29 protein-coding genes are annotated in these 24,294 nt (G+C 34.7%); 22 read left to right on the top strand and 7 right to left on the bottom strand.

What is annotated here, in order from left to right:
- Positions 1–61 precede the first annotated feature (61 nt).
- The 13 genes from ESZ54_RS04725 (at position 62) to ESZ54_RS04785 (ending at position 11,103) form a co-directional block, all read left to right on the top strand.
- Entirely contained in the window at positions 62–403 is a 342-nt protein-coding gene (locus ESZ54_RS04725; RefSeq protein ID WP_136136536.1) for a thioredoxin family protein, read from the top strand.
- An 11-nt stretch (positions 404–414) separates the two neighbouring features.
- On the top strand, positions 415–801 hold the full coding sequence (locus ESZ54_RS04730; RefSeq protein ID WP_136136537.1) for a hypothetical protein: 387 nt from the start codon (positions 415–417) through the stop codon (positions 799–801).
- 21 nt (positions 802–822) lie between these two features.
- Positions 823–1,728, top strand: coding sequence for an RluA family pseudouridine synthase (locus tag ESZ54_RS04735; RefSeq protein ID WP_136136538.1), 906 nt, complete (start codon positions 823–825; stop codon positions 1,726–1,728).
- A gap of 200 nt (positions 1,729–1,928) precedes the next feature.
- A complete protein-coding gene (gene pyrR, locus ESZ54_RS04740) occupies positions 1,929–2,471 on the top strand; it encodes a bifunctional pyr operon transcriptional regulator/uracil phosphoribosyltransferase PyrR (protein ID WP_136136539.1) in 543 nt (180 codons plus the stop codon).
- Positions 2,472–2,613: 142 nt separating this feature from the next.
- On the top strand, positions 2,614–3,930 hold the full coding sequence (uraA, locus tag ESZ54_RS04745; protein ID WP_136136540.1) for a uracil permease: 1,317 nt from the start codon (positions 2,614–2,616) through the stop codon (positions 3,928–3,930).
- A 22-nt stretch (positions 3,931–3,952) separates the two neighbouring features.
- A complete protein-coding gene (locus ESZ54_RS04750) occupies positions 3,953–4,879 on the top strand; it encodes an aspartate carbamoyltransferase catalytic subunit (RefSeq protein ID WP_136136541.1) in 927 nt (308 codons plus the stop codon).
- Between the two features lie 10 nt (positions 4,880–4,889).
- Positions 4,890–6,167, top strand: coding sequence for a dihydroorotase (locus tag ESZ54_RS04755; RefSeq protein WP_136136542.1), 1,278 nt, complete (start codon positions 4,890–4,892; stop codon positions 6,165–6,167).
- Positions 6,168–6,181: 14 nt separating this feature from the next.
- On the top strand, positions 6,182–6,961 hold the full coding sequence (locus tag ESZ54_RS04760; RefSeq protein WP_136136543.1) for a dihydroorotate dehydrogenase electron transfer subunit: 780 nt from the start codon (positions 6,182–6,184) through the stop codon (positions 6,959–6,961).
- Positions 6,958–7,878 (top strand): dihydroorotate dehydrogenase, encoded by a 921-nt coding sequence (locus ESZ54_RS04765; protein ID WP_136136544.1) that lies wholly within the window; start codon positions 6,958–6,960, stop codon positions 7,876–7,878. Before ESZ54_RS04760 ends, ESZ54_RS04765 begins: the two co-directional genes overlap by 4 nt.
- Complete coding sequence (gene pyrF / locus ESZ54_RS04770) at positions 7,875–8,582, top strand: orotidine-5'-phosphate decarboxylase (RefSeq protein WP_136136545.1); 708 nt, start codon at positions 7,875–7,877, stop codon at positions 8,580–8,582. The genes ESZ54_RS04765 and pyrF overlap by 4 nt, the downstream gene beginning before the upstream one ends.
- A 2-nt stretch (positions 8,583–8,584) precedes the next feature.
- Positions 8,585–9,202, top strand: a complete 618-nt coding sequence (pyrE, locus tag ESZ54_RS04775) for an orotate phosphoribosyltransferase (protein ID WP_136136546.1) — start codon at positions 8,585–8,587, stop codon at positions 9,200–9,202.
- A 124-nt stretch (positions 9,203–9,326) separates the two neighbouring features.
- Positions 9,327–10,397, top strand: a complete 1,071-nt coding sequence (locus tag ESZ54_RS04780; RefSeq protein WP_136136547.1) for an ABC transporter permease — start codon at positions 9,327–9,329, stop codon at positions 10,395–10,397.
- A gap of 10 nt (positions 10,398–10,407) precedes the next feature.
- Positions 10,408–11,103, top strand: coding sequence for an ABC transporter ATP-binding protein (locus tag ESZ54_RS04785; RefSeq protein WP_136136548.1), 696 nt, complete (start codon positions 10,408–10,410; stop codon positions 11,101–11,103).
- 56 nt (positions 11,104–11,159) lie between these two features.
- Here the strand turns inward: ESZ54_RS04785 and ESZ54_RS04790 are convergent, their stop codons facing one another.
- The 4 genes from ESZ54_RS04790 to ESZ54_RS04805 all read right to left on the bottom strand — a co-directional run bounded on the left by ESZ54_RS04790 (position 11,160) and on the right by ESZ54_RS04805 (position 16,318).
- Complete coding sequence (locus ESZ54_RS04790) at positions 11,160–12,074, bottom strand: DUF5692 family protein (protein WP_136136549.1); 915 nt, start codon at positions 12,072–12,074, stop codon at positions 11,160–11,162.
- A gap of 125 nt (positions 12,075–12,199) precedes the next feature.
- A complete protein-coding gene (locus ESZ54_RS04795) occupies positions 12,200–12,745 on the bottom strand; it encodes a TetR/AcrR family transcriptional regulator C-terminal domain-containing protein (RefSeq protein ID WP_136136550.1) in 546 nt (181 codons plus the stop codon).
- A gap of 85 nt (positions 12,746–12,830) precedes the next feature.
- Positions 12,831–14,531, bottom strand: coding sequence for an NFACT RNA binding domain-containing protein (locus tag ESZ54_RS04800; protein WP_136136551.1), 1,701 nt, complete (start codon positions 14,529–14,531; stop codon positions 12,831–12,833).
- A 74-nt stretch (positions 14,532–14,605) separates the two neighbouring features.
- Positions 14,606–16,318, bottom strand: a complete 1,713-nt coding sequence (locus tag ESZ54_RS04805) for a cell division site-positioning protein MapZ family protein (protein WP_136136552.1) — start codon at positions 16,316–16,318, stop codon at positions 14,606–14,608.
- Positions 16,319–16,502: 184 nt separating this feature from the next.
- Here ESZ54_RS04805 and ESZ54_RS04810 point away from each other — a divergent pair, with 184 nt between their 5' ends.
- From ESZ54_RS04810 to ESZ54_RS04840, 7 genes are all read left to right on the top strand, one after another.
- Positions 16,503–17,123, top strand: a complete 621-nt coding sequence (locus ESZ54_RS04810) for a hypothetical protein (protein WP_136136553.1) — start codon at positions 16,503–16,505, stop codon at positions 17,121–17,123.
- A 340-nt stretch (positions 17,124–17,463) separates the two neighbouring features.
- Positions 17,464–18,465 (top strand): tryptophan ABC transporter substrate-binding protein, encoded by a 1,002-nt coding sequence (gene trpX, locus ESZ54_RS04815; RefSeq protein WP_136136554.1) that lies wholly within the window; start codon positions 17,464–17,466, stop codon positions 18,463–18,465.
- 4 nt (positions 18,466–18,469) lie between these two features.
- On the top strand, positions 18,470–19,339 hold the full coding sequence (locus tag ESZ54_RS04820) for an ABC transporter permease (RefSeq protein WP_136136555.1): 870 nt from the start codon (positions 18,470–18,472) through the stop codon (positions 19,337–19,339).
- On the top strand, positions 19,336–20,082 hold the full coding sequence (locus ESZ54_RS04825; protein WP_204249511.1) for an ABC transporter ATP-binding protein: 747 nt from the start codon (positions 19,336–19,338) through the stop codon (positions 20,080–20,082). The genes ESZ54_RS04820 and ESZ54_RS04825 overlap by 4 nt, the downstream gene beginning before the upstream one ends.
- A 269-nt stretch (positions 20,083–20,351) precedes the next feature.
- Positions 20,352–20,732: a cytidine deaminase family protein gene (locus ESZ54_RS04830; protein ID WP_136136557.1), complete on the top strand. Its 381-nt coding sequence runs from the start codon at positions 20,352–20,354 to the stop codon at positions 20,730–20,732.
- Between the two features lie 193 nt (positions 20,733–20,925).
- Positions 20,926–21,138 carry a helix-turn-helix transcriptional regulator gene (locus ESZ54_RS04835; RefSeq protein ID WP_420824354.1) on the top strand — a complete coding sequence of 71 codons (213 nt, stop codon included), beginning with the start codon at positions 20,926–20,928 and terminating at the stop codon, positions 21,136–21,138.
- Positions 21,128–21,478, top strand: coding sequence for a DUF2178 domain-containing protein (locus ESZ54_RS04840; RefSeq protein WP_136136558.1), 351 nt, complete (start codon positions 21,128–21,130; stop codon positions 21,476–21,478). Before ESZ54_RS04835 ends, ESZ54_RS04840 begins: the two co-directional genes overlap by 11 nt.
- A gap of 45 nt (positions 21,479–21,523) precedes the next feature.
- Here the strand turns inward: ESZ54_RS04840 and ESZ54_RS04845 are convergent, their stop codons facing one another.
- A complete protein-coding gene (locus tag ESZ54_RS04845; protein WP_136136559.1) occupies positions 21,524–21,820 on the bottom strand; it encodes a putative quinol monooxygenase in 297 nt (98 codons plus the stop codon).
- Between the two features lie 121 nt (positions 21,821–21,941).
- On the opposite strand from ESZ54_RS04845, the gene ESZ54_RS04850 reads away from it, so the two are divergent.
- Together ESZ54_RS04850 and ESZ54_RS04855 are read left to right on the top strand one after the other, a co-directional pair.
- Positions 21,942–22,256, top strand: coding sequence for a PadR family transcriptional regulator (locus ESZ54_RS04850; protein WP_136136560.1), 315 nt, complete (start codon positions 21,942–21,944; stop codon positions 22,254–22,256).
- 26 nt (positions 22,257–22,282) lie between these two features.
- A complete protein-coding gene (locus ESZ54_RS04855; protein ID WP_136136561.1) occupies positions 22,283–22,945 on the top strand; it encodes a DUF2812 domain-containing protein in 663 nt (220 codons plus the stop codon).
- A 16-nt stretch (positions 22,946–22,961) separates the two neighbouring features.
- On the opposite strand, the gene ESZ54_RS04860 is transcribed toward ESZ54_RS04855, so the two are convergent.
- Both ESZ54_RS04860 and ESZ54_RS04865 read right to left on the bottom strand, forming a co-directional pair.
- Positions 22,962–23,516, bottom strand: coding sequence for a tyrosine-type recombinase/integrase (locus ESZ54_RS04860; protein WP_136136562.1), 555 nt, complete (start codon positions 23,514–23,516; stop codon positions 22,962–22,964).
- 237 nt (positions 23,517–23,753) lie between these two features.
- Positions 23,754–24,275 (bottom strand): hypothetical protein, encoded by a 522-nt coding sequence (locus tag ESZ54_RS04865; protein ID WP_136136563.1) that lies wholly within the window; start codon positions 24,273–24,275, stop codon positions 23,754–23,756.
- Positions 24,276–24,294: the final 19 nt, after the last annotated feature.

Consider the following 24,294-nt stretch of genomic DNA (forward strand, 5'->3'; position numbering starts at 1 on the left):
GATTGGTTTTTCCTATCTTTTTCATTACAATAGAGGTAGTGAATAAAGAAGGCGGGATTGTATGTTTCAAAAAATTTCAGATATTCAATCGCTTGAAGAAAAAATTAAGCAAAATAAATTAGTTTTTGTTTACTTTGGACAACCAGGCTGTAGCGTTTGTCATAGTTTAAAACCACAAATCGAAAAAAAATTATCAACCTATCAAAATGATGTTTTATTTCTTGAAGTAAATACTCTAGAAATACCTGAAGTTGCTGGTGCTTTTCAAATTATGACAGTTCCTGTAACATTATTATTTGTAGAGGGCCAAGAATATATGCGTAAAGCTAGAATTATTCCGTTGAACGATTTAGAGCAAAGTGTTGCCAAAATTGTAACAGGTGTCCTACATACTGAAAACTAAGAGGTGAGAACATGAAAAAATTTTTTAGTGTCTTAATTTTTATTATTTTAATTGGTGGCGGTGGCTATTTTTACTACACACAAGTTCAACAAACAAAAGCTCCAGATAAAGTTGCAACTGATACTGGTACAGTCGTCATTCAAAAAGAAGAATTAGCTAAAGAAGCTGAGGAAGCTAAAAAAATAGCTAAAAAAGTAAAAGAAAAACGTAAAAATGTGAAAGAATACAAAGAAACATTTCCATCATGGGAAGAATTCAACAATAAAGAAAATGATGATACAAGTTACACAACTGAAGAACATCCTGATAAGAAACTATATTTAGTTGTCGCGTCAGAAAATGAAGACGGCAGCATCTCAGCTACATTTAATGATGAGCCTGTCAATAAACCGAAATAAAAAAACGACTGGAGTTATTTAATGGAATCACTATTTTATACGATCAAAGATGAAGCAGGCCGAATTGATAAAGTATTAACACAAGTTTTCGATGCCTATTCGAGATCACAAATTCAAAGTTGGTTAAAAGAAAGTCTTGTTTCAGTCAATCAGGAACCTGTAAAAGCTAACTATAAAGTTAAAGAACATGACGACATTACCATTCAAATTCCTGAAGTAAAAGAACTTGAACTAATCGCAGAGGATATACCTTTAGATATTATTTATGAAGATGATGACGTCATTGTCATTAATAAACCGCAAGGCATGGTTGTCCATCCATCAGCGGGTCACCCTAATGGCACTTTAGTCAATGCCTTACTATATCATTGTAAAGATCTATCAGCGATTAATGATGTTATTCGACCAGGGATCGTTCACCGAATTGATAAAGATACTTCTGGGTTATTAATGGTTGCTAAAAATGATCAAGCGCATTTATTCTTATCCGACCAATTAAAGGAACGTAAAGCACTACGAAAATACGTTGCTTTAGTTCATGGTGAAATTCCTCATGATAAAGGAACAATTGAGGCACCAATTGGCAGAAGTAAAGAAAACCGCCAAAAACAAGCTGTTGTTGCTGATGGTAAGCCTGCTTTAACTCATTTTGAGGTCTTAGAGCGCTTTAATGATTTTACGCTAATTGAATGTCAATTAGAAACAGGTCGGACACACCAAATTAGAGTGCATCTCAATTATATTGGCTATCCAATTGCTGGCGATCCAATGTATGGTCCCCGTAAAACATTAAAAGGGAATGGTCAATTTTTACATGCTAAAACAATTGGCTTTGAACATCCTACAACACATGAATTATTAACATTCTCAAGTGATATTCCTGAAGTATTTGCCGTAGAATTAAAAAAATTACGCGAAATGAATTGATTTTTGCCTCATAATAGGGTAAAGTCTATATAGTTAAATATTTGTATCCTTTAATGGCAGTCCAGAGAGGCTCGAAAGGTATCCGTTGATGTTTAAAATGATGTGTGGCACACATTTTAACAATCATTTATTCAAGATACACTCTTACCTCTAACTTTAGGTAAGAGTTTTTTTATTGGAACAAGGAAAGGGGAATAAAAATGACAAAGTCTAAAGAAATTATTGATGGTATGACTATGAAACGCACGTTAACGCGTATGACTTATGAAATTATTGAACGAAATAAAAATATTGATAATGTCGTTTTAATCGGCATTAAGACGCGCGGCATTTTTATCGCCAATCGTATTAGTCAACGTCTGAAAGAATTGGAAGGTCATGATATACCCGTTGGTGAGTTAGATATTACACTTTATCGAGATGATCACCACGTGGCAGATGATACTGAACCAATACTCAATGCCACAAATGTTCTGTTTCCAATCGATGGTAAAGAAGTCATTTTGATTGATGATGTAATCTTTACAGGTCGCACAATTCGGGCAGCACTGGATGCTATCATGGATATTGGGCGTCCAAGTAAAATTTCATTAGGTGTTTTAGTGGATCGTGGTCACCGAGAGTTACCCATCCGCCCAGACTATATTGGAAAAAATATTCCGACGTCAAAAACAGAACAAGTTGTTGTCCGCATGACAGAAGTCGATGAATTAGACAGCATCTTGTTAAAATCTAAAAATTAAATATAAGCTTTTTAATCAAGTACAGAGAGACTAGAAAAAGCAAGGAAATATTTCAATCTATATAAGGATTGAAGTGTATACTTATATGCCTTGTTTCTAGCGAAACAGGGCATTTTTTTATAGAAAAAGGAGAAGATATGTAATGGCAGAAAAACAATTTAGAAATCCGGATGTGGTCTTAGATATTCACGACCGACCACATGGTTTAAAATGGCTTGGTTTAAGTTTACAACATTTATTTACAATGTTTGGTGCAACCGTTCTTGTCCCAATACTCGTTGGAATCAATCCCGGAATCGCACTTTTTAGTTCAGGTCTTGGCACATTAGTTTATCTTTTCGTTACCAAAGGAAAAATACCTGCATATTTAGGTAGTAGTTTCGCTTTTATCGCAGCAATGCAAATGTTGATGAAACAAGATGGTTACCCAGCAATTGCTTTAGGAGCTGTCACAACAGGACTGGTTTATCTCATTGTATCTGCGATTGTCAAAAAAGCTGGTTCAGCGTGGTTAGATGCTTTACTTCCACCAATTGTTGTCGGACCAGTCGTCATGGTTATCGGATTAGGACTAGCAGCCAACACTGCGAACCAAGCCATGTATGAAACGTTAAAAAATGGTGAACAATTATACAACGTCAAATATATCATCGTAGCTCTCATTACACTAGCGGTTACCATCATATTTAACATGTACCTTAAAGGCTTTCTAGGACTCATTCCCATCTTACTAGGTATTGTAACTGGATATATTGTTGCTTTGTTTTTCGGAATCGTCGAGACACAACCGATTATTGACGCACCTTGGTTTGCACTACCAGATTTCCAAGCACCTTTCATAACCTACCAACCTAAACTTTATCTCACAGCTATCTTAACAATGGCACCCATTGCTTTCGTGACAATGACTGAGCATATTGGACATTTGATGGTCTTAAACAAATTAACAAAACGAAATTTTTATGAAGATCCGGGCTTACATAAAACATTGATGGGCGATGGTTTAGCACAAATTGTTGCCGGTTTAGTCGGTGGACCTCCTGTAACAAGTTACGGAGAAAACATTGGCGTTCTTGCGATTACAAGAGTCCATAGCGTCTTTGTAATCGGAGGAGCAGGGGTTCTGGCTATCTTGCTTGGATTTGTCGGGAAACTAACAGCTATCATTCAAAGTATACCTGGACCAGTAATTGCCGGCATTAGTTTCATTCTCTTTGGGGTCATTGCTTCAAGTGGTTTAAAAATATTAATCGATAATAAAGTTGATTTTAATATAAAACGTAACTTACTAATTGCATCAGTCATTCTTGTCGTCGGAATTGGCGGACTGAAATTTGAAATTGGCGCAGTTGCAGTATCAGGCATGGCTCTAGCAGCACTTTTCGGCATCATCTTAAATGTAGTTTTACCAAAACAAGCAAAAAGTGAAATTGAAATAGAAAACGAGCAATCAATTTAACAAAAAAGGGAAGGGTGACATCATGATTATCACATCAGAACAAATCAGTTTAAAACACTTACTTACAGCAGAGGCCTTAAGTGATCAAGAAGTAATGGGTCTTATCAAACGAGCACAAGCTTTTAAACACGGAGAGTTACCAGCATTAGAAAAACAACAATACTTTGTATCAAATTTATTTTTTGAGAATAGCACTCGTACTCATAAAAGTTTTGAAGTAGCTGAGAAGAAGATGGGAATTGATGTCATTGATTTTGACGCAAAAACAAGTTCGGTAAGCAAAGGTGAATCCCTTTATGATACCGTTTTGACAATGTCGGCGATTGGTGCACACGCTTGTGTCATTCGACATTGGGAAGAAGACTACTACAACGAATTAATCGAAAGTAAAACCATTACAACTTCAATCATCAATGGTGGCGACGGAAGTGGCAATCATCCCACCCAATGTTTACTTGATTTATTAACCATCTATGAAGAGTTCGGTCACTTCGATAACTTAAAAATTGCAATATGTGGTGATTTAACGCACTCACGAGTTGCAAATTCTAACATGAAGATGCTTAAACGATTAGGGGCGACACTGTACTTCTGTGGGCCAGAAGAGTGGTATAACAAAAAATACGAAGCATATGGAACCTTCAAACCAATTGATGAAGTGATTGGTGAAGTCGATGTGATGATGATGCTACGCGTGCAACATGAAAGACATGATGATGACTCACAATTTTCTAAAGAAAACTATCATACCGAGTTTGGCTTAACAGAAACTCGTGCCGAAAACATGAAGCCTGGTGCAATTATTATGCACCCAGCACCAGTCAATCGCGATGTTGAGCTTGCTGATAGTTTAGTGGAATGTTACCAATCAAGAATCACACAACAAATGGCCAACGGCGTCTTCATGAGAATGGCAATTCTAGAAGCAATCTTACACGGTAAAGCATAGGAGGAAAACAATGAATCGCTTAATTAAAAATGGAGTCACAGTGACTCCTCAAAATGAAATAGTTAAAACAGACCTTTGGATTAAAGATGGCTTAATCAATGGCATCGGATATTTTGATGATAACTTAATCAATTTTGATGAAGTAATTGATGCCCACGGATATTTAATTGCACCAGGTTTTGTTGATGTCCATGTCCATTTTCGTGAACCAGGCTTCGAGTACAAAGAAACAATAGCAACTGGTAGTCTTTCTGCAGCCAGTGGAGGATTTACAACTGTTTGTGCGATGCCAAACTTAAATCCAGTGCCGGACACTGTTGAAAACTTTGAAAAAGTGCAACAGATTATTGCTCGAGATGCTAGTGTTAAAATCTTACAATATGCTTCCATCACAAAAGATTTGAAAACGGAAGAATTGGTTGATTTCGAGGCATTGAAAAAGGCGGGGGCTTTTGCCTTCACAAACGATGGAGTGGGGGTACAAACAGCAGGTGCTATGTATTTAGCCATGAAAGAAGCTGCTAGATTGAAGATGCCAATTGTTGCTCATACTGAAGATGAGTCACTACTCTTTGGTGGTGTCATGCATCTAGGTGAAAAATCCAAAGAATTAAATTTACCTGGTATCATGAGTGCAACTGAGTCCTCACAAATTGCTCGAGATTGCCTTTTAGCACAAGAAACTGGCGTACATTATCATGTTTGCCATGTGTCAACTAAAGAAAGTGTTGAAATCATTCGCCAAGCAAAACGTCATGGCATTCATGTAACCTGTGAAGTTTGTCCCCATCATCTCATTTTAAATGAAACGGCAATTACACACGACCACGGATCATTCAAAATGAATCCGCCACTACGCTCTATGGAAGACCAAAAAGCCTTGATTGAGGGATTATTAGACGGAACAATTGATTGTATTGCAACCGATCACGCACCACATAGTCATGAAGAAAAAAATCAAAGCATGTGTCAAGCACCATTTGGAATTATTGGTAGTGAAACAGCCTTCGCTTTAATGTATACCCACTTTGTTAAAACAAATATATTTACACTGACACAAGTCATTCACTGGATGAGTGAAGCCCCAGCAGAAATTTTTAATCTGGATGCAGGTACACTGACGATCGGAAAAAGTGCTGACATCACACTAATCAATTTAGATCAGAATTATGAAATTACCGATTCCTTTAACTCAAAATCAAATAACACACCTTTCATTGGCGAAACAGTGACAGGAGAAATCCAACAAACTTTGGTTAATGGCGAAATTGTTTGGTCAAAAAAATAAGATAGGAGATAACAATGCGACAAGAACAAATGATTGTTACAAAACAAATTGAAATTGCAAAAAACATCTATGAAATGACACTACGTGGTCAACTTGTAGAGGAGATGAAAGAAGCGGGACAATTTTTACATCTCAAACCGAATCGAACAGACCTCATTTTAAGACGTCCAATCAGTTTAGCAAATATTGATTCTGACAACAACGAATGTCAAATTATCTATCGCGCAAGTGGAGATGGCACTAAGGATCTTGCTCAGTTAAAAGCACAAGACAGCGTTGATGTTTTAGGTCCATTAGGAACAGGCTTTGGGCATGATTTTATTGCAGAACAAGATTTAGTTTTTGTTATTGGTGGTGGAATAGGCGTTCCTCCTTTATATCAATTAGGTAAAGAATTAAAAGAAAAAAATGCGAAAATCATTTTTATGAACGGCTTTGCCAATCGCAGTGTCATGTTCTACGAAAGGGAATTCAGTCAACTTGGTACATTAATGATTTCGACTGATGACGGTTCATACGGAATAAAAGGACACGTTGGGCAATTAATTGATCAAGCCGTTTCTGTCTACGGTAAACCTAAAGCCGTTTTCTCCTGTGGTCCAATCCCACTTTTAAAAACAGTTGAAACAAAATTCAACGACATCGAACATGTTTATCTTTCAATGGAAGAAAGAATGGCGTGTGGCGTAGGTGCTTGCTATGCCTGTGTTTGCGAAAGTAAAACTGAAGAAAATAAAACAAAAAAAGTCTGTGAAGACGGTCCGGTCTTCAAAAATGGGGAGGTTAGAATATGAACCGCTTAGCAGTAAATTTACCTGGACTAGACTTAAAAAATCCAATTATTCCAGCGAGTGGTTGTTTTGGTTTTGGCGAAGAATATGCCAAATACTACGATTTAAGCGTCCTTGGCTCCATTATGGTAAAAGCAACAACATTAGATGAACGAATGGGAAATCCTACACCTCGTGTGGCTGAGACACCCTCTGGTATGTTAAATGCGATTGGCTTGCAAAATCCAGGCCTTGAAGTTGTGATGCGAGAAAAACTACCGGCTTTAGAAAAATATGATTTACCAATTATTGCGAATGTTGCCGGCTCTTCAGTCGATGAATATGTTGCCGTTTGCGCAAAAATAGGTGATGCACCAAACGTTAAAGCGATAGAATTAAATATCTCATGTCCAAATGTTAAAGAAGGTGGCATTGCCTTTGGTACCAGTCCTGAAGTTGCCTACGAATTAACAAAGGCTGTGAAAGAGGTCGCAAAAGTTCCAGTCTACATCAAATTATCACCTAACGTCACAAATATTGTTCCAATCGCACAAGCAGTTGAGCGAGCTGGTGCAGATGGGATTACCATGATTAATACACTTTTGGGTATGCGTCTTGACTTACATACACGTCAACCTGTTTTGGCAAACGGAGCTGGCGGACTATCCGGTCCTGGAATCAAACCAGTTGCAATTCGAATGATTCATCAAGTATCACATGCTGTCGATATTCCAATCATCGGAATGGGAGGGGTTGCGACTGTTGACGACGTACTAGAAATGTTCATGGCAGGGGCTAGTGCTGTTGCTGTTGGAACAATGAACTTCACTGATCCTTATATTTGTCCCAAACTCATTGAAGCCTTACCACAAAGAATGGATGAACTAGGTATCACAAGCTTAGAAAAATTACGTGAAGAAGTAAGGGAGAGCAGAAAATGAACCGTCCAATAATTGCTTTAGACTTTAAAAATAAAACCGAAATTGAAAATTTCCTTGCTCACTTTCCACAAGACGAGCAACTTTATGTTAAAGTTGGCATGGAAATTTTTTACAAAGAAGGACCACAAATTGTTACATGGTTGAAATCCCTTGGCCATGATATCTTTTTAGATTTGAAGTTACATGATATTCCTAATACCGTATATTCAGCAATGAAAAATATTGCTGGACTAGGTGTCGCGATGACAAACGTCCATGCTGCTGGCGGTATGGAGATGATGAAAGCGGCACGTAAAGGTCTTGAAGAAGGTAGTCTTAGTGCAAATAGACCCAGGTTAATCGCAGTGACACAATTGACATCAACTAGTGAAACAGAGATGCAACATGATCAAATGATTCAAACATCACTAATTGAAAATGTGGTACATTATGCTCAAATAACAGAACAGTCTGGCTTAGATGGTGTCGTTTGCTCCGCACTTGAAGTCAAAGAAATTAGAGCAATGACCCAAGCTGATTTTATATGTTTAACTCCAGGCATTCGCCCTCTTGAAAGTGCAGTTGGCGATCAAAAAAGGGTCGTCACACCAGCTAAAGCCAAAACAATTGGATCAACCTATATTGTTGTAGGACGACCGATTACACAGTCAAAAACGCCTTATCAAAGTTATCTAAAAATAAAAAAAGAATGGAATGATGAATAGAGATGAAACATATTGCCGAAAACCTTTTAGAAATTAAAGCAGTTGCACTTAGTCCAAATGAACCTTTTACATGGGCAAGCGGGTTAAAAAGTCCTATTTATTGCGACAATCGTCTAACAATGAGTTTTCCACGAGTTAGAAGAGAAATTGCAAAAGGCTTAGCACAACTAATCAAAGAAAAATATCCAGAAGTTGAAGTCATCGCTGGAACTGCGACAGCCGGCATTCCTCATGCAGCATGGGTTGCAGAACTCTTAGATTTGCCAATGGTTTATATTCGCGGCAAAGCTAAAGATCACGGTAAGAAAAACCAAATTGAAGGTCAAATTACTAATGGTCAAAAAATGGTTGTCATCGAGGATTTAATATCGACTGGCGGGAGTGTCATTGAGGCATGTGTAGCAGCTGAACAGGAAGGCGCAAATATTTTAGGCGTTGCTGCCATTTTCACATATGAATTACCTCAAAGTACAAGTAATTTTTCTGAAAATCAAATTGCTTTCGAAACTTTGACCAATTACTCCGAATTAATTGAAACAGCACTAGAAAACAATTATATTCAAGCAGAAGATGTGGCAATCTTAAAAAATTGGAAAACCAACCCTAAAGAGTGGCACTAATCAAAAATCCCTTTAAAGGGATTTTTTTCTTTTAATGTTAAATAAAATGGCGAGGGTTACAGATTAAGCGTTTACAAAGGTTGTGTTATAATAAATTAACAACAAGCGAGGAGGAGGGAGTACAATGTTTTTAGCATTCAATGAAATTAAGCATGCACTATTTAGATATTCTTTAGTTTCTGGTGTTATCTTTTTAATTGCTTATCTGGTCTTTTTCTTATCCGGTTTAGCATTTGGTCTAGCTGAGGATAATCGTACTGCCGTTGACAAATGGCAAGCGGATTATATTATTTTGACTGATGACGCGAATGATAACTTAAATATGTCGATGATTCCATTAACAGCCATTAATAAAGTAGACGCCAAAGAAAAAGCAATTCTCCTTCAAACTCCTGGAGTGATAACTAAAGGCAAGCAAGAAGATAATCTAAATGTTGCTTTTTTTGGTATTAAATCTAACCAATTTTTAAAGCCAAATATTAGTGCAGGAAAAATGTATCATGCAAAAAATGAAGTTGTGGTAGATAATAGTTTAAATAAAGAACATGATATTCAGCTGAATAACCAATTAGCCATTTCAGGAAATAATACAAAATTAAAAGTAGTTGGTTTTACTGACAATGCAAAATATAATACATTACCTGTCATTTATACATCCACTGAAACTTTTCAGGAAATTCGTTACGAGAACCTTGAAGCAAAACATGCGAATAATCTACCTGTTAATGCATTAGTTGTCAGAGGAACACCGAAGAACATCCCCTCGAGCTTAAAATCAGAAAGTCTGAAAGACTTTATTAATAAAATACCTGGATATAGTGCACAGGTGCTAACTTTTGGCTTCATGATCAGCTTTCTGATCGTTATTGCGGCTATTGTCATTGGTATTTTCATCTATGTTTTAACAATGCAAAAAATCGATATTTTTGGTGTGATGAAGGCTCAAGGTGTGCCTAATCGATATATCTCAAAATCCGTTATTTACGAAACATTTATCTTAGCGACAGTAGCTGTTTGTCTAGGTGCCATTCTGACTTTACTAACTGCAGTGTTATTACCTAATAAAGTCCCATTTACAATTAATCTATACTTATTTATCGGTATAAGTATCCTGATGGTTCTTTTCGCAATCCTAGGTGCATTATTCTCAGTTAGAACAATCACAAAAATTGACCCGCTGAAAGCAATCGGATAGGAGGGAGCATATGAAAGCTATTGAATTTCAAGACATCGAAAAACGATTCAGTGATGGTAGTCAGACTATCGTTGCCTTAAAGAAGACAAATTTCTCAGTTGAACGTGGTGAGTTTATTGCAGTAATCGGACCATCTGGATCCGGTAAAAGTACTTTTTTGACGATTGCTGGAGGTTTACAAACGCCAACTGAAGGAACTGTACTTATAAATGGCGAACCATTTAGCCAGTCTAAAGAAAAAAATCGTGCCAAAATGCGCTTTGAAGAAATTGGGTTTATTCTGCAAAGCTCCAAACTGATTCCTTTTCTAACTGTTAAAAAACAATTGCTTTTAGTCGATAAAATCAAAAAACAAAAATTTATGGAGACGAGTTTATTCAAAGAACTTGGTATCGAGAAATTAGTCGATAAATATCCTGAAGAGCTATCTGGAGGCGAGCGGCAACGTGTTGCAATTGCGAGAGCATTATATAATAATCCTTCCATTATCTTAGCTGACGAACCAACCGCAAGTTTGGACACCAAAAAAGCTTTTGATGTCGTTAAAATTTTAGCAAACGAGACAAAAACAAAAAACAAAGCGACAATTATGGTGACGCATGATCTTAGAATGATTGATTTTTGTGATCGTGTCTACCTAATTGAAGATGGAGTGCTATCTGAAGTAGAGAATAAAAAATCTCTCATTAGCAAACTTGAGAGCTAAACACTAAAAAAGGACTGAAGCTGTTGAGGCTTCAGTCCTTTAAACTAACAATTTTATTAGTTATTTTGTTTTACTTCTTCAAATCCTTTTAGACCAGAATAAACTTCGTCTTTAAGAACATTTTTCTTGTATTTCGTGATGCGGTAGATGTGGTAAACAAATACGGCAATGTTAATAGCAAGAGCTAAGAAGCTTAATGTGAATAACGCTGTGCTACTATGTGAGCTTGCAACAGCAAATTTAGACTCACCAACAAATGCTGGGAATGTCATTGTAAACATCATCCAGAATGCTAATGTTTGAGCACGGTGTTGTAACCAAGCTCCTTTTTTGATTAAGAATGCTGGAATTGTACATGACATTAATAATCCAAGACCTGCGTAGAATGAGTGGTCAGATACACAGTTATAAACATATGCAAAGTTCCAAACATCATAAGCGATGATCCAGAACCACATTTGATCGGCCCAAACCATATCTTTTTGTTTATCTTTACTAATTTGAATACCAACCCAACCTGAAATAGTTAGGATGTTTAAGATACCAGCTACCCCGTTCATGATGTTCCAAACGCCACCGTTCATGAAAACTCCATCAACCATACCGTGTAGAGAATAAACTTGGAAATCACGAATAACTGCTTCCATAATGTTAATTGCTAAGATTAAAGCTGGGAAAGCCATCATGAATTTGTGGTTTTCTGCACCTTTGATAAATCTTAACGCTAAGAAACCTAAACAGCCAGCTAAAGCAGAGTATACTTTAACCCAGTGGAACCAAGTTCCTGTACTACTTCCTGGACCAGCTGTAGTTGGCCATACGAAGATTGTTAAAATAATTGGTAAAACGGTAAATAAAATAATAGCGACCCATTTGTTCATTCTTGCAAGTTCATTCATTAGCATTAATCCGCCAACTACAACAAACCACATTAAAACTGAATACCATGGTATTGCTTCAAAGAAAAACATTAAAAATTCCTCCCAATAAAAGTTTGTTTGTTACATTCCTATCATACAAACTTTTCAAAAAAACAACATTGACAAATTTAATGATTTGTTTAATTTTTGGGCAAAATTTATGATTTGTAATGCTCTTAATGCTTTTTAACGATTAAGTCAATAACCCCGGTCGTCACTCTTTCAACTCTGGCAATCAATTCATCCTTCGGTTCTTCTAGTCTTGTTTCCAGCCAGTGAATCATTTGAGCAACAATTGCACGACCATAAAAATCAGCAATATCTAATTTTAACTCTTGTGGTAGAAGGGTAAGGGAGTACTTTTTATTCATAATTGAAATCATCATGTCATAAGTAATCCGATACAAAAACTTTTCCAGACGATCACGGCTTAATGAATGAAAAGTATTCAAACAAAACTTACGATTTGTTTCTGTATAAGTAAACACACTTAACAAACCATCTCTCCAAGTTTCCAAATTTTCGTAACCGGCTAACTCATTAACAATCTCCACATCATAAGTCCACTCAAGTAGGTGATTAATATCTTGAAAATGATAATAAAATGTATTTCGTGAAACACCTGCTTGCGACGTCACATCAGAGATGGTGATTTTGTCGTATTCCATATGATTCATTAATTCTTTTAATGCTTGAGATAAAGCCTTCTTGGTAATATTCATTTTATCTCCTCCAAAATTATTCCTTTTTAATCATGTAAAGAAAGCTATTCTTTTAAATTATGATTGAAAGAATAGCTAAGTGATATTATTTTTTTAATGATGTAACATGTTCTTCGGTCGGTGTAACATATAGTGTTTTTTGACCTTCATAAATAACATAACCAGGTTTTGCACCATTTGGTTTACGAATATGTTTAACTGCTACATAATCTACTGGAACCTGACTAGATAAGCGATATTTAGAAAAATAGGCTGCTAAAACAGCTGCGTCGAATAGTGTTTCCTCACTTGGATCACTTGCTTTAATGATAACATGTGAGCCTGGAATATCCTTAGCATGTAACCAAATATCGTTTTTACTTGCCGTTTTTAATGTGAGTTGATCATTTTGTAAATTGTTTTTTCCAACCAAAATAGTCGTACCATCTCTAGATATAAACTCTTCAGGTTTACTCATTTTTTGTTGTTTCTTTTTCTTGTTTTGTCTTTTTTCTTTAATATAATTCTGTTGAATTAATTCTTCGCGAATGACTTCAACATCGCTTGGTTGCGCAATATCTAATTGAGCCATCACTGATTCTAAATATAGCAACTCAAAATCAGCAATTTCAAGTTGTTTTTGCACTTCAATCATAGCTGTTTTCAATTTTTGATACTTATGGAAATATTTTTGTGCATTTTGATTAGGTGATAGGGAAGGATCAAGTGTAATATCAACAAGTTGGTTATCTGTATAATAATTATGTAAACTAACCTTTGTACCATTTTTGGGCACTTCATGTAAATAAGTCGTCAGAAGTTCGCCTTTAAGTCGATATTCATCAGCTTTATCTGTTTCACGTAAGTCTTTTTCGAGATTTTTCTTTTTCTTTTTTAATTTATTATTGTCTGCAGCTAACTTTTTAAGTAATTCATTTGCTTGCTGCTTCACGCGATCTTTTTCAGCTTTTCCAATATAAAAAGCATCTAGTAATTCACCTAATGAATCAAATGATTGAATCTCTTGAGCTTTTGAAGACTCAAAAACTATTGGTGTAAAGTTTTCTTTGTTCCCATCATTAACAAGACTTGGATTGGTCTTAGTTAAACACTCTTCAAAAAAACTGGTCCAAGTTGTCAATTTCTCTTTCGGATTTTTTTGAATGCGAAGGGCCAATTCAGTTGCAGTATCTCTACCTAACCCTTGAAAAGTAGACTGAATAAAACCAGTATTTATTTCATCTGCTGTCGCTAGTTTTTCATGAAGTAGGGTAGAAGAGACCGTTAATGGATTAATCTGATCTTGTTTAGGGGGTTCACGATAAGTGCTACCAGGTAAAATTAAGCGATAACTATTTTGTGTTGAGCCGACATGCTTAATCGCATCTAATATTTTACCTGTGGATTGATTAATTAATAGAAGATTACTATGTCTTCCCATTAATTCGACGACTAATAATAAATTCTCTAAATCTCCCAATTCATTTCGACTACTAAAAGTAAAATGAATCACACGGTCATTCTCAATTTGCTCAACAGCTTCTAAAATACTACCTTCAAGATACTTACGCATCGTCATACAAAAATTAGGTGGTGTCTGAGGGTTCTTATAACTTATTTCAGTTAATTGAATTCTTGCAAAACTTGGATGTGCGGAAAGTAAAAGCGTCATGTTTTTTCCGTGATTTCTAAAGATTAACATTAATTCATGGTCATAAGGTTGATGTATTTTTGACAAACGACCATTTACAATCGTTTCATTCAATTCATCGACCATCAAGTGGGTGAATAAACCATCAAATGACATGACAAAACCTCCTTTAAATTTAAAATCTAAGTAAGAAAGCAAATTGTGACTTTCTTACTTAGATTTTATTACAATTAGTTAGGTCCATTCCCAATAAACCAACCAGATTTCACATTTACTGTCACTAAGTAAATAGGGAATTCTTCAGGTTTGCTCTTAGGAAATAGTCTTGAATTTGTTGTAGCATATAAATCATAATAACCTTCGCCATTTTCAATATATTTAGGTACAAGAGAGTAGCCACCTTCAACAACATAGCCACGTTGTAACACTTCTTGGATAAATTTCTCTTGAACACCAGGATTCCAACCCCAGGCAGGATTAGAAAAATCTTTATAGCTATCTTCACGGTTACCCCAACGTTGTCCCGGAACAGCTGTTGGTGCTTTTGCAACATAATTTGGTGTTTGGTTTTGTTGCTGTGGTGCTGCCGTATACTGATTTGTTGTGTTAGCATCAGTTTGAGCGACGGGTGCCGTATTTTTTTGATTGGCTTTTTCTTGTTTTTCTAAAAAGTCTTTCACTTTATCAAGTTGTTTTTTATAATCATCTTTTGTTTTAGAATCAGGCATTTTAGTAACAGCAGCAAGAGCTTTATCATATTGTTCTCTTGTTACAGTTGTCACAACATCATCATGATCAAAGACAACGACCATTAATTTTTGAACCTCATCATGCTCTTTTTCTTGTGTTAAAGCATGTTCAAGTGCTTCATTATAGTTTTCTTCAAAGGCATCTTTTGGTTTTGCAATTTTTTCTAACTTAATAGAATCTGCTGTTTTCAATTCTGCTTTTAAGTTTACTTTATTTCCATCTAAAACTGGAGAATAGAAGAGATCATTAAGATTACTTTGAACTTTAAATTTTTTCTTAACCTGTTTTAAATCTGCAGCAAGTTCATCATATTCTTTGCCGTCAAACGCTTTAATTTTATCTAACTGTTTCTCTGCTTTTTCAATATCACTTTCTGTTAAACCATCTTTTAAGAAGACATGTTCCGAATTATAGAATAAAGACTTAACAGAGGTATCTGAGGCAATGACTAACGCTTGATTTTCTTTTTCTTCTTGTTTATTTGAATATGATTGATACCAGAAGGCACCACCACTAACAGCAGCAACTACAACAGCCGCACCAATAATTTTCTTCACATTATTATTAGATTTTGGCTCTTGGGGCATCATCATCTCAACATCATCAGTATTTTGTTTAGGAATTGATAATTCTTCAATTGGTTCAATTGCAGTTTGGCTTTCAGCATGATTATTTGATGATGTATTATGAGTTTCGTCAATAGGTTCATCTTTAACATCAACAATAGGAATTTGATCCATTTGTGGACGATCTGAAGCTTCTGATTCAGTAGATTCAATAACTTCATCCGTTTCAGAAATAATTTCTTCTTCCATCACAGTGTTTTGAGTGTCTGCTTGAACAGATTCTACTTTTTCTTCAGCAGTTACTTTAGGATCTTCATCTTTAACGTTGCTAGTTTTAGCTGTAGAAACTTCTTCATCAGCTCTCACACGATGTTTGAAAAAATCTTCAGAAATTTCAATAGTCTCATTCAAATCAGGAGTGTCGTCACTGATACCTTGTTCTTTTATAGTTTCTTTTTCTTCAACTTTATCAGTTGTTTCATTAATTTCAGGTTTTGATTGTTTTTCTTGTTTTTCTGATTCTTCTAAAATATCTAAAGGTACAAACAAGTCACATTCTGGACAGAATTCTTGTTTAGTTGATAAGATATGGCCACAATTTGGGCATTTTTTTTCCGCTTTAGGCACTTAAATCGCTCCTAATCATTTTTTTATAAACGTTAACTCATATATTATATACTATAAATAGATAAAAAAATAGCGATATTCAGGATTAAATTGATTTCTGAAAAAATAGTAGAAACTTTAATGTCATTTTATGAATTGTTAGGGTATAATATGGTTAATTAATATGAAGGTGGTATCAGGCTGTATGTCTCAAAATAAAACAAAAAAAGGACGAATGAAAAGATGGCTCTTTGGAGCAGTTCTTCTTTTAATTATCCTTTTTATTGCGTCAATTTTTGTCAAAGACTCAATACGGAATCAACAAATTGCGGCAGTCACTGCATTAGAAATGAAAAATATAAAATTCGATTTTCTAACTGATTCAGAGTTCAATAAAAAACTAGATGCACAAGATAATTTCTTAGTTTTTATGTATCAAACAAAAGATAATCCTGGACTAGATACTGTCGAAGAGTTCCTCAAAAAAGGGGCTAAAGTCAAAGGTATTGATGAACCAATATACGTTTATCAACCCGTCTATAATTCAAAAGCAATTTGGAAAGAAATGGAACTGACTGAAAAAAACAATATGGTTTCTTTTAAATCAGGAAAAATGGATACAATTTTTGGTTTTAACACTCTTGATAATGGCACAAAAGAGATCAACGATGCGATTTATACAATCTTAAATCCCAAAATCAAACAGAAAGAACCCGTTCAGAATAAATCTTCAAAAACTGAAGGTGACGCTGAAATTATCCCTGAAACAACTGAATCAACAACAAAAAATGAAAAAGTTGATACGCAAGAAATAACATTTGAATAAAAAGATGTTTGACATTTTTTTAATTTAAGCGTAGTATTAAGCCAATCAATTAAAGAAAAGAGGACTTGTCATGAAAACATACACATACAAATCAATTTCACATTTAAATAGTACTTCATGGCAAATCTGGCGTAGATAGTTGTATCTTTTATCAGTAGATACAACTTTTTAGAGAGCAATTCTAAATTTTTGTATCTATGCTAGGTCCGTAAACACGTCAAACAAACCGCATAGATGACTTATCATTTATGTGGTTTTTTATTTCAAAACTTTTGAGAGACAACAACCACTTTTAACAAGAGGTCGTTGTCTTTTTTTATTGTAAAAAGGAGAGAGTTAAATGAAAAACAAAAAAATTATTGTCGCCTTAACTATTATCTTTGCTATTATCATCGGTTCCTTTGTTCAAGAAAAATTCTTAGTTAGAGAACAAACAAAGGAGACTCAAAAATTATCAATTGGTGTTTTACAATTTGTCAGTCATCCAGCATTAGATGAAATCTATCGTGGTTTTACTGAAGAACTTGAAAAAGAAGGTTACCAAGACAAAAAAAATATTTCAATTCAATATCAAAATGGGCAAGCTGATCAAAGCAAGCTTGTTAGTATGAGTCAACAATTACTACAACAAAAACCAGACGTTTTAGTCGGTATTGCCACACCCGCAGCACAAGCCTTAGCTAATCAAACGAAGGAAGTACCAATTGTTTTAGGTGCTGTCTCAGATCCTAAAGGTGCTGGCTTAGTTAAAGATAATAAAAGACCTGGAGGAAATATTACTGGTGTCAGTGATTCAGCCCCAATTGATAAACAGTTAGCACTCGCACTTGAACTGATTCCAGATGCAAAAACGGTCGGCGTTTTATATTCGTCATCAGAAGCCAACTCTAAAACGCAAGTTGAACAAGCAAAAAGAGAAGCAAAAAAACTAAATCTAGAAATAAAACCCTATGCAGTGCCATCATCTAATGAAATTAATCAAACAGTACATGCCTTAGCAAAAGAAGTTGATTTCTTGCTGATTCCAAATGACAATACGATTGCGAACGCAATGCAAACAGTTGTTTCGGTTGCAAATCAATATAAACTACCCATTGTGCCACCAGTTGCAACGATGGTTGAACAAGGCGGTTTAGCAACAGTCGGTGTCAATCAATATCAATTAGGTGTTCAAACAGCGAAAATGGCCATTAATATTATGGAACACAAAAAAGAACCAGCAAACTATCCAATCTATCATTTTACTGATGGAGATATTGTGATTAATAAAAAACAAGCTGATTTATTGAATATTAAAATTCCAGAACATCTACAAAAATATCAATTGAAAGAAAAGGGGTAAGGATATGTTAATTTCAACAATTGGACAAGGTTTACTATGGTCAGTCTTAGGCATCGGTATCTTTTTGACTTTCCGTGTTTTAAACTTTCCAGATTTAACAACAGAAGGTAGTTTTCCACTTGGTGGTGCAGTGACCGTTGCTGCAATCACACAAGGAGTTAATCCAATTCTAGCAACACTTTTTGGATTTCTAGCTGGTATGTTAGCCGGTCTTGTCACAGGATTTCTCTATACTAAAGGAAAAATACCTGTTATTCTTGCAGGAATTTTGGTAATGAGTGCTTTAAATTCGGTTATGCTCTTCGTGATGTCATCACCTAACTTATCACTTTTAAATCAACCAACTATCTTCAAAAAAATTGAGAAATTAAATTTACCACAAAATTTTGATGTCATCTTAATTGGTTTAATCGTTGTCAGTGTCGTGATCACAATTTTATATCTTTTCCTACATACAGAATTAGGGCAAGCTTACATTGCTACAGGAGATAATGAGATGATGGCCAAATCACTCGGTATTAATACCGATGCCATGAAAATACTAGGACTTGTGATTTCAAATGGCATTATCGCTTTATCAGGTGCCTTGATTGCCCAAAGTGAAGGATACGCGGATGTCAATAAAGGGATAGGAGTTATTGTGATTGGTCTTGCTTCAATTATTATTGGTGAACTCGTTTTTGGTGAATTAACACTACTCGAGCGTTTAATCGCAATCGTGATTGGGAGTATTCTTTATCAACTACTCATTTTATCAGTCATCAAATTAAACTTTGATACGACTTATTTAAAAGCCTACTCTTCATTAATTCTTGCAGTCTGTTTAATGGTCCCAGAAGTTAGAAAAAAAGTGCTTAAAGGAGGTACTAAATAATGGCGCAATTAGAACTGAAACAAGCCTCAATTGAACTTGATAACTCATTAAAAATTATGGATCAATTATCCCTTTCTGTCGCACCAGGCGATTTTATTACTATTTTAGGTGGCAATGGCGCTGGAAAATCAACCCTTTTTAACGCAATTACAGGTAACTTAAGGCTGACAGAGGGAATTATTGAATTAAACAAAACGAATATCACGCAACTTTCAGAAGAAAAACGAGCAACCTATATTGCACGTGTCTTTCAGGATCCTAAAAATGGGACAGCACCTAGAATGACCGTCGCAGAAAATTTAGCACTAGCCATGAAGCGTGGTGAAAAACGTAAAATATTCAAACGACGTGAAATCAAATCTAATCGAGATTACTTTCACGACTTATGCGCTTCAATCGGTAACGGACTCGAAAATCATCTCGATACTCCGACTGGCAATTTATCTGGTGGACAGAGGCAAGCTCTAAGTTTACTCATGGCAACAATGAAAGATCCTGATTTATTATTGCTTGATGAACATACCGCAGCGCTAGACCCGAAGACAGCTAAGCAACTCATGTCATTGACTCAAAAATTTGTAACAAAGAAAAATTTAACTTGTTTAATGATCACGCACCACATGGAAGATGCGTTAAATTTTGGTAATCGCTTGATTGTACTTGAGAAGGGGTGTATCAAAAAAGACTTTAATCAAGAAGAAAAAGCAAAACTACAACTCGAAGATCTACTAAGATTCTTTTAAGCGATGGTAAAATAATTCATATAAAACATAGTTGGCAAGCAAATTGTAGCGTTTTATATACTATCACTTTTCAATAAAGCCCTATGACATGAGTATTTTATAGTCTCATTCCATAGGGCTTTTTAATTTGACTGTGTTCTAGCATCATAGTTTATACTTTTAGTAGGTAAGAATACGACAATTAATAAATGTATGATCTCTTGAAATATGAATCCATTCAAAAACAATTAATTTCAAAAATATAAAAATGAAAGTAGAGGATCAAAAACATGAACTTTAATGAGTTATTAGCAGAAGCAAAGGACTTACTTGCTCCAACAGATATAAATCAGTGGGTATCAGTTGGGAGTGTCGCAACCGTTTTAGAAACAGAAAATAATCATATTTATAAAGGTGTCTGTATTGATACTGCATGTTCCCTAGGTTTTTGCGCTGAACATTCAGCAATCGCAGCAATGATAACAAGTCGTGAGTATAAAATTAAAAAAATTGTTACTGTCAATTCTAAAGGAATTCCAATTCCTCCGTGTGGAAGATGTAGAGAAATAATGAGCCAAATTACTGATAACTCAGACAATGTTCAAATTATGATTGGTACTGAAAAAGTGATTTCTCTGACAGCTTTACTTCCTAACGATTGGAAAAAATAATTGAAGAGTAGTACTATATCCTACAATTATTAAATTCTTGTAACGGAAGTTTGCATATTTATATTAATTACTCAGACATTATTCAAAAAACTAACTTATATGAGTTAGTTTTTTAGTTTGACTTCGATGCCTCTATTTTATATACTAGCAATGTAAATAAGTCGTTACATTTTGGAAAGAGATGATTACATTGATTAAGAATAGAATAAAAGTTTTACGTGCTGAAAATGACTGGACACAAGCTGATTTAGCTCTTCGTATCGGCATCTCTAGACAAGCAGTCATCTCTATTGAGAAATATAAATATCTACCGTCATTAGAATTGGCTTTTAAAATCGCCCACGCTTTTGATTTACCACTGACAGAAGTTTTTTATCCAGAGGAGGGTTTGTTTGATGAACAATGAAAATTTGATCATTTGGTTTTTAGCATTGTTATCTATTTTAGGATATGCCACGATGCTATATGAAAATAAGAATAGGGCAGCTAACCAAAATGATGAACGTTGGCAAATGATTACTGCCAAAGCAAATACAATGACGCTCTATAGCATCTGGTTTTTACTTTTGCCGATTGCACTGATTAGTTTGGTTACCTATACTGGCTTCACCGGTTCTCTTGCTAGCTTTAATGATATTTTAAAGAAAAATAGCGCCTTATTTATGTTAGGCGTCCTATTCGTTCTACCATTTTTAATTGCTGTTCTTAGAATAATTTTCCTAACAAAATATAATCGCGAATTATAAAAAATGAAGTCCTTTACTCAAAATAATAGAGTAAGGACTTCATTTTTATTCCATTTCTTTGAAAGAGAGCATTCTAGTAAAACGAGATTCTAAACGTGTATAAGTATTTATCTCAGGTACAAGACGTTGGAAATGTTCTGACGAAATATGGTGATCTAAATCTACTTCTGTTTCCCATTTTTCAAGAAAAAGAAAATGACCTTCATCTTTCAAATCATGAGTTAATTCATAAGACAGACAACCTTGTTCTTGTTGCGTCAACTCAACGAGTTCATGATATAAAGGCAGTACTGCTTGAATTTTATCCGGATGAATGAAATCTTCTGCAATAATATATAGCATAATAATCCTCCAAAAACGCTTTTCTTAAGTATACTCTTTTTTTAAAATTAAATATATACAGTTAGACTATACATCACAACTATATAGTGGTACTATATAATTAAGAAAGGGAGGCGATCAGATGGTAAAGAATGTATTACCGCTAACCGAAACTGTATACTATATCCTGATGGCTTTTCAGAAACCAACTTATGGATACTTAGCAATTAAGGACATTGAAAAAATGAGCCTAGGGAAGGTAAGGATTGCAGCCGGGACGATGTACGGAGCAATCGATACTTTATTGAAAAATAAGATGATTAACCAAATTCCATCAGAGGTGGAAAGACGCAAGATATATCAAACAACAATTTATGGAAATGAAGTTCTTGCCGCAGAAGTTGAGCGAATGGCGCATTGCATACATATATGGCAAGATAAACACGAGATGAATTAAGAGCCACAAAAAAGGAGGAAAAGAATATGAAAAGAAAATTTCGACTTTTCGCAACGATAGAAAGAGAAGAAGCTTGGTTAGAAAAACAGCTTATAGAAGGTCATGTATTAATAAAAACAGACGGCTATGGGACATATACTTTTTCCGATGACACGCCAATGGGAAAAATTAAACGCCGTGATCTTGGAGTAGGTCCAAACATTCAAGATTATATTATCCGGATTGATTGTCAAACATTTAAAAGTAACTCTGAATATGAAGAATACTGTTCTTTCTTAAAAGAATTTGGTTGGACTGGTATTAAATCAAATAAAAAAAGCGGAAAGCTATATTTTATTGGCAAAAATTCTGACACTAACGAATTATTTTCTGATGTAGAATCAAGAATTCAAAGAGATATTAGATCAAGAAATGAATTACTTACTATGAATACAAGTATGCTCGTCCTATACTTCATTTTATTTTTCGATTTAAGATTAATCCTGCATCCCTCTAGAGCATTTTTAACACCTCATTTATTTGAGATGCAAGGAAGTTTATTTGTAAAAGCCTTTTTATTTGAATTGCCATTTGCAATTTTAAGACTCGGAGTGACATTTGTTCCGATTATTTTAGCAATTTTCCTATTTTATCGGCTTTATCTCAGTCAAAAAGCAATCAACCAATACAAAAAGCAAGTTTCTCTATAGTGAGGAACTTGCTTTTTTAGAATCCTAATTTAAAGTCTGCTAATGTATTGCCAATTTCATCAGTGGTGATCCCTATGTAACGTTTTGTAACACGTTCTGAACTATGATTGAAGATTTCCATCAAAGTCGCAATATCACGGGTTTTACGATAATAATGATAACCAAATGTTTTACGTAATGTATGAGTGCCAATATCTTTACGATCTAAATTTTTAGCGATTGTTTGATACTGTTTATAAACTGAATTAACTTTTAGATGACCGCCTTGTTGACGACTAGAGAAGAGCCAATCTTCATCATTTTTATCTTGAATATATTCAGCAATATGTTCTTGTAAATTATCAAGATAGAGGACTTTACGTTTTCCCGTTTTTCTTTCGACGATAATCGGTCGCTTTTCATATTTTATATCTTTCACTTTTAATTTCACGATATCTGACATACGTAAACCATTATTAATACCAAAGAGAAATAAAAAAGTATCTCGTTCTGGTTGACTCGTTCTGCGCAGCCAAAACATAAAATCATCGATTTCAGTTTGTGTTCTTAAGGGCTGAACATTATATGACAAAAAATCACCTACTTTCTGTAAAATACAAGTTCACTATTTTAGGTCTATATTATCATATTAGTGAACTAAAATATATCACGAATTTAAAGCTGATTAAACAAGGGGTTGAGTTCATGATTTTACATAATATAGTGAACTCAAAAAAATCAAAAAATATATTCGAATGCACAGAGAACGATTCTAAGGAATTCAAATAATTCTAAAGCTGTCATTATACTTAAAACATTATACTAAAAACTACTCGATAGAACTAAGCACATAATTCGGTAAATTCTTTTTCCAATCTCTTTTCTCAAAAGCACTATTTCTAGTTTTAATATTCAATTTTTTTAGAACTAATTGCCAGCTTTCTTTTTTAGCAACTTTTTCAGCACGTGCACATAAAAAGATACCAATTAAAACCATGATATAGGCACCAAATAATAAGACAAGAAAAGATATATAAACAACACGAACAGCGTTTGTCGCAGTTTCAAAGGTAACTGCACTTGAATGGTTTTGACCAATATAAAAACCAAGCCCACAAGATGCAATAAACATGAGTATGGCAATCAATACACAACGTTTGGCGCCTTTTCTAGCTTTCGTGTACACATTTACACCCAACGATTTCTCCAAACTAAGTAGATCTTTAATTGTATTTGGTGCTCGATGCGTCTCAACTTGATAGTATTGCTTCAATAAATTAAATGTTTCGACCTCATACTTAACCCCTTTATTTAATAAGTAAAAATAATAAAAATAAAAAATAAGTATCATAATAACCACCCTTTCTAAA

The organism is Vagococcus silagei, assembly GCF_004795745.1.
GTDB classification, from domain to species: domain Bacteria; phylum Bacillota; class Bacilli; order Lactobacillales; family Vagococcaceae; genus Vagococcus; species Vagococcus silagei.

Coding starts and splice junctions, on each gene's coding strand:
- pyrE (WP_136136546.1), top strand. CDS start 8,585: ATGAAACATATTGCCGAAAACCTTTTAGAAATTAAAGCAGTTGCACTT.
- uraA (WP_136136540.1), top strand. CDS start 2,614: ATGGCAGAAAAACAATTTAGAAATCCGGATGTGGTCTTAGATATTCAC.
- ESZ54_RS04765 (WP_136136544.1), top strand. CDS start 6,958: ATGAACCGCTTAGCAGTAAATTTACCTGGACTAGACTTAAAAAATCCA.
- ESZ54_RS04840 (WP_136136558.1), top strand. CDS start 21,128: ATGAACAATGAAAATTTGATCATTTGGTTTTTAGCATTGTTATCTATT.
- ESZ54_RS04865 (WP_136136563.1), bottom strand. CDS start 24,275: ATGATACTTATTTTTTATTTTTATTATTTTTACTTATTAAATAAAGGG.
- trpX (WP_136136554.1), top strand. CDS start 17,464: ATGAAAAACAAAAAAATTATTGTCGCCTTAACTATTATCTTTGCTATT.
- pyrF (WP_136136545.1), top strand. CDS start 7,875: ATGAACCGTCCAATAATTGCTTTAGACTTTAAAAATAAAACCGAAATT.
- ESZ54_RS04725 (WP_136136536.1), top strand. CDS start 62: ATGTTTCAAAAAATTTCAGATATTCAATCGCTTGAAGAAAAAATTAAG.
- ESZ54_RS04750 (WP_136136541.1), top strand. CDS start 3,953: ATGATTATCACATCAGAACAAATCAGTTTAAAACACTTACTTACAGCA.
- ESZ54_RS04755 (WP_136136542.1), top strand. CDS start 4,890: ATGAATCGCTTAATTAAAAATGGAGTCACAGTGACTCCTCAAAATGAA.
- ESZ54_RS04780 (WP_136136547.1), top strand. CDS start 9,327: ATGTTTTTAGCATTCAATGAAATTAAGCATGCACTATTTAGATATTCT.
- ESZ54_RS04850 (WP_136136560.1), top strand. CDS start 21,942: ATGGTAAAGAATGTATTACCGCTAACCGAAACTGTATACTATATCCTG.
- ESZ54_RS04785 (WP_136136548.1), top strand. CDS start 10,408: ATGAAAGCTATTGAATTTCAAGACATCGAAAAACGATTCAGTGATGGT.
- ESZ54_RS04760 (WP_136136543.1), top strand. CDS start 6,182: ATGCGACAAGAACAAATGATTGTTACAAAACAAATTGAAATTGCAAAA.
- ESZ54_RS04790 (WP_136136549.1), bottom strand. CDS start 12,074: ATGTTTTTCTTTGAAGCAATACCATGGTATTCAGTTTTAATGTGGTTT.
- ESZ54_RS04730 (WP_136136537.1), top strand. CDS start 415: ATGAAAAAATTTTTTAGTGTCTTAATTTTTATTATTTTAATTGGTGGC.
- ESZ54_RS04830 (WP_136136557.1), top strand. CDS start 20,352: ATGAACTTTAATGAGTTATTAGCAGAAGCAAAGGACTTACTTGCTCCA.
- ESZ54_RS04795 (WP_136136550.1), bottom strand. CDS start 12,745: ATGAATATTACCAAGAAGGCTTTATCTCAAGCATTAAAAGAATTAATG.
- ESZ54_RS04735 (WP_136136538.1), top strand. CDS start 823: ATGGAATCACTATTTTATACGATCAAAGATGAAGCAGGCCGAATTGAT.
- ESZ54_RS04855 (WP_136136561.1), top strand. CDS start 22,283: ATGAAAAGAAAATTTCGACTTTTCGCAACGATAGAAAGAGAAGAAGCT.
- ESZ54_RS04800 (WP_136136551.1), bottom strand. CDS start 14,531: ATGTCATTTGATGGTTTATTCACCCACTTGATGGTCGATGAATTGAAT.
- ESZ54_RS04820 (WP_136136555.1), top strand. CDS start 18,470: ATGTTAATTTCAACAATTGGACAAGGTTTACTATGGTCAGTCTTAGGC.
- pyrR (WP_136136539.1), top strand. CDS start 1,929: ATGACAAAGTCTAAAGAAATTATTGATGGTATGACTATGAAACGCACG.
- ESZ54_RS04845 (WP_136136559.1), bottom strand. CDS start 21,820: ATGCTATATATTATTGCAGAAGATTTCATTCATCCGGATAAAATTCAA.
- ESZ54_RS04810 (WP_136136553.1), top strand. CDS start 16,503: ATGTCTCAAAATAAAACAAAAAAAGGACGAATGAAAAGATGGCTCTTT.